This window comes from Pantoea sp. R102 (assembly GCF_004916815.1).
Lineage (GTDB): Bacteria > Pseudomonadota > Gammaproteobacteria > Enterobacterales > Enterobacteriaceae > Pantoea > Pantoea dispersa.
Genome location: NZ_SDFT01000217.1, coordinates 1 through 4,283, shown reverse-complemented (window position 1 = coordinate 4,283; position 4,283 = coordinate 1). Strand labels below are relative to the sequence as shown.

Below are 4,283 nucleotides of genomic sequence, written 5' to 3'. Positions count from 1 at the left end.
AATACGCCGCGCGCGGCGGTCCGGCCTAATCCCGGCAACACCATCGCCATCGATCATGACTGGTATGAAGAGCACATCGTCGCGCAGGCCGACGGGCAGTACAGCATTGATACCGCAGTCATTAACCAGCTGATGGCGGAAGCGGGTAACCTGATCGCTGACGGCGCGCCGCTGAAAGCCGATAGCTGGAAAATCGGTCTCAAGCCGATTCCTGGCGATGGCGAACCGGTGGTCGGTGAGTTGCAGCAGGTTCCCGGCTGTTTTGTTGTCTTCACCCATTCCGGCGCCACGCTGGCGTTGATCCTCGGTGAGATACTGACGCAGGAGATACTCACCGGCGTTAAACACCCGATGCTGGCGACCTTCCGCCCGGAAAGATTCAGCTAACGTCAGCACCAGCGCCACGAAGAAAGTGGCGCTGGCTACACGCCCTGTTGTCTGTCACACACCGCGACTTTGCCCAATCCCATCGCCTCGTCCACGCGCCCTTTCCGCTTCCCTGCTGGTCTGATATCCGCGTATTGCCGGTTTCTTTTCCGATGACAACCGCCAGGGCCAGATAAAATAAGAGTCCGCTATTGAGGCCATAAAGCTTCAGCGGCGGAAAATGTCACATTTTTCACGCAAATCACGACAATCTGAACACAGGAAACCCCTTATGCGTATCGCCATACTCGCCCTGGAAGGCAGCGTACTGTCCGCCGTTGCCGGAATGACCGACCTTTTCTGGATAACCAATAAAGCGATTGCCTCTTCCCCCGTGCACGCCGCACGCTTTCCCGATAAAGCTTTTGAAACGCTGATTGTCAGCGCCAACGGGGATCCGGTGTGGGATACGGAAGGCCGCCTGATTCACATCGACAGCTCATTTCAGGGGGCCGGTGCGGTTGATGTGGTGATTGCGCCCGGCATGTTGCTGGGGCCCGACCTGCAACCGATCAACCTCGACAGTATCCGTCAGGCTGCTGGCTGGTTTAACAAACTCTATCAGCAGGGTGTCTGGGTGGCTGCTGCGGGCACCGGTGGCGTGATCCTCGGCGAGGCGGGTTTGCTGAATGACCGTTCCTTTACCACCACCTGGTGGGTCAGCCATATGCTGCAGGCGCGCTATCCACAGGCGCGACTGGCGAAAGGCAAGACGCTGGAGGAAGACGATCGCGTCATTACCAGCGGTGGCTGTTTTTCGTGGATATCGCTGGCCCTGTATATCATTGAAAAAAGCGCCGGCAAGGCGGTGGCGGACCTTACCCGGGAGATGTCGCTGGCCGATAACCCTGTGCTGCACACCCACCTTCCCGGCTCGCCGGGTACGGGGAAAAGCAGCACGCCGTTTCTGGTGCGGGCGCAGGAGATCATCCGCCTGGAAAATCCCGCCATCAATGCCGCGCAGCTGGCAGTCGCACTGAACGTTACCGGGCGCACCCTGCAGCGCAGAATGAAAGCCCTGTCGCAGGAAACGCCAAAAGAGTTTATTACCCGCATCCGCATTGAACTGGCCTGTACCATTCTGGCCAGCACCGACGTCAGCGTGCGTCAGACCGCCTTGCAGTGCGGTTACAGCGAAGACACCGCCTTTCGTAAAGCCTTCCATCAGGTGATGGCGATGACGCCGGCCCAGTATCGTGAGTGGATAGCCCACCGTAAGAAGCAGGTAATTAGCGCAAAATAATACGCAACGCATTTTGAAAGTTATTTAATTACTTCAAAATTAATGATCCTGAGAAGTTAATTTATTCATAATTTTTGAAATAACCTTTTGTGATGTGATGCCGATTAACGCTGAGTTGTTGTGTTCTTCCTTTTAAACTTTTTTCCAGGTAAACAGATGATGAATATTACTCAAAGACTTACCCTGGCTTTCATTTTGCTCTCAGCTTCACTGGTGGTGACGGGTATTATTTCTGTGCGACTGCTGGGCGGTTTTCAGGACCGTTTTGAATACGTACAGGCTAACGCAATTCCTTCTATTCGCGATTTATCCGAGCTGATCGATCGCAGTAATAAACTCTCTCTGTCGCTATATAAGCATCAAAGCCAGACTGACAATGCGCGCATGCCGCCGGTCGAGAAAGAGATCGCCCAGCGCCTGGCCGATATTAAAACGCTGGCAGAATATTATTTAGCCAATGATATCTCCAGCGACGAAGACAAGCAGATCACCATTAAAGGCCTGGCGACGCTGCGGCTGGTGGAGTCGCGGTTGCCGGCGTTTCTTGCTGCTTCACATGCTCATCAGGATGACGTCACGCTCGGCATGCTGGAAGCCGAAAGCGGTATTGGCGGCGCCATCAGCCAGTTAAAAAATGATTATCGCCAGCAGATGGCGCTTAATTTGTCGCTGGGTGACGGCTTGCGTGTGGTCAACCAGGAGATCTATCACCGCACATTCTGGGGTTTGAGTGCCGGCGTCGCGGTGACACTGCTGTTACTGGGTACGCTCACCGCGTTAACTCTGGTGCGCATTCGTCAGAGCCTGAAAGCGATTGGTCAGGTGATGGATCACGTTGGCAGCAGCCTTGACCTGAGCGTCACCGCCGATGACAGCAAAAAAGACGAAGTCGGCAATATGGCCCGCGCCTTTAACCAGCTGCTTGACCGGGTTGGCAGCGCGCTGGCGCAGGTCAGTACCGCTTCTCACGCCGTCAGTTCGGCGTCGGCACAAATCGCCGCCGGCAACGAGGATCTCTCCTCGCGGACGGAACAGCAGGCCGCCTCGCTGGAACAGACGGCGGCCAGTATGGCGGAACTGAGCGAAACCGTGCGTCAGACGGCCGACAATACCCGGCAGGCTAATCGTCTGGCCGGTAACGCGACAGAACTTTCAGACGCCAGCGCGGTGTCGCTGGGCAATATGCTCAGCACCATGGCGGAGATCCGCTCCAGCTCGAAAAAAATCACCGAAATTGTCACGCTGATCGAAGGCATTGCCTTCCAGACCAATATTCTGGCGCTTAACGCTGCCGTCGAAGCGGCGCGCGCCGGCGAACACGGAAAGGGCTTTGCGGTGGTCGCGGGTGAAGTGCGCAACCTCTCGCAGCGTTCGACCCAGGCAGCCAGGGAGATCAAACAGCTTATTGATACCTCCTACAGCCTGGTGGAATCTGGTGCGGTACAGGCCGAAGCGGTGGAAGAGAACATGGCCGGACTGAAAACCGCGTTCCGTCAGGTGAATGACCTGGTAAGCGAAATCGCTGCCGCCGCCGAAGAGCAAAACACCGGCATCTCGCAGGTACACCTGGCGATTAATCAGATGGATGATGTCACGCAGCAGAATGCGGCGCTGGTAGAGGAGGCTTCTGCCGCATCCGCGTCATTGCAGGATCAGGCGCAAACTCTGTCCGGCCTGGTGAATCAGTTTTCACTGGCCGGGTCCGCGCGACCTGCTGAGCGCCCGAAAACGGTCTCCGCGCTGAAACGTCCGGCTGCTGTACCCGTGGCCGCCGGGCACGGCATGGACGCGGACTGGCAGAGCTTTTAACCCCATCCGGCCAGCCTGGCGCTAAATAGCGCATTATTCCGGACCGCCGTGACGTTGACGGCCGGTCCGGCTTCGCCTCCGCTCACAGCAGCTGGCTGAGATGTAGCTGCCCCATCAACAGCGGGTTATCGCTGTAATCTACCGGGATGGCCACCACAGCCGGTCCTTCCACCTCCATCGCCCGCCGCAACGTGGGTTCCAGTTCAGCTGCGCTGTTCACCGAAAATCCAGCGGCACCAAACGCCTGCGCGTAAGCTTTGAAATCCACCGGCCCGAAGTTCACACCGGACACGCGCTGGTATTTCTTCTCTTCCTGAATCGCCACCATGTTATAGCCATTGTCGACCCAGATGATGTGCAGAATATTGGCCTTTAACCTGACGGCGGTTTCCAGCTCCATGCTGGATTGCAGAAAGCCGCCGTCGCCCGACACCGAAACCACTTTACGGGACGGATCGACCAGCCAGGCGCCAATCGCCCACGGCAGCGCCACGCCCATGGTTTGCTGCCCGTTGGAAATCATGATTTGCCGTGCCCGGAAGCTGTAGAGGTAACGGGCAATCCAGATATGAAAACTGCCCATGTCGACCGTCAGGCTGACGTCACTGTTAATGATGTCCTGCATCGCCCGGACGATACGCAGCGGATGCAGGGCGAACTGATCGAGGCTGGCACCCTGCATCGCCAGCAGCTGACGCTGTTGCTGACGATCCTGCAGAATGCTAGCGGCAGCGTCGCTGAGCTGCAGCGGTGACGTGATTTGCGCGGCGATTTTGCGCACTGTCCCGGCGATATCGCCCACCAG

The 4,283-nt window shown here is 57.2% G+C and carries 4 protein-coding genes; 3 read left to right on the top strand and 1 reads right to left on the bottom strand.

Going from position 1 to position 4,283, the window contains the following annotated elements; all coding sequences use genetic code 11:
- The 3 genes from ERD80_RS19620 to ERD80_RS19610 form a co-directional block, all read left to right on the top strand.
- Window positions 1–387 (top strand): FAD-dependent oxidoreductase (locus tag ERD80_RS19620; RefSeq protein WP_136548193.1); only part of this gene is annotated, 387 nt, incomplete at its 5' end.
- Window positions 388–658: 271 nt separating this feature from the next.
- Window positions 659–1,669, top strand: a complete 1,011-nt coding sequence (locus ERD80_RS19615; RefSeq protein WP_072208995.1) for a helix-turn-helix domain-containing protein — start codon at window positions 659–661, stop codon at window positions 1,667–1,669.
- Between the two features lie 156 nt (window positions 1,670–1,825).
- Window positions 1,826–3,478, top strand: a complete 1,653-nt coding sequence (locus ERD80_RS19610) for a methyl-accepting chemotaxis protein (RefSeq protein WP_248295882.1) — start codon at window positions 1,826–1,828, stop codon at window positions 3,476–3,478.
- Window positions 3,479–3,560: 82 nt separating this feature from the next.
- Here ERD80_RS19610 and ERD80_RS19605 read toward each other — a convergent pair.
- A partial coding sequence (locus ERD80_RS19605; protein ID WP_248295881.1) for a thiamine pyrophosphate-dependent enzyme occupies window positions 3,561–4,283 on the bottom strand: 723 nt, incomplete at its 5' end.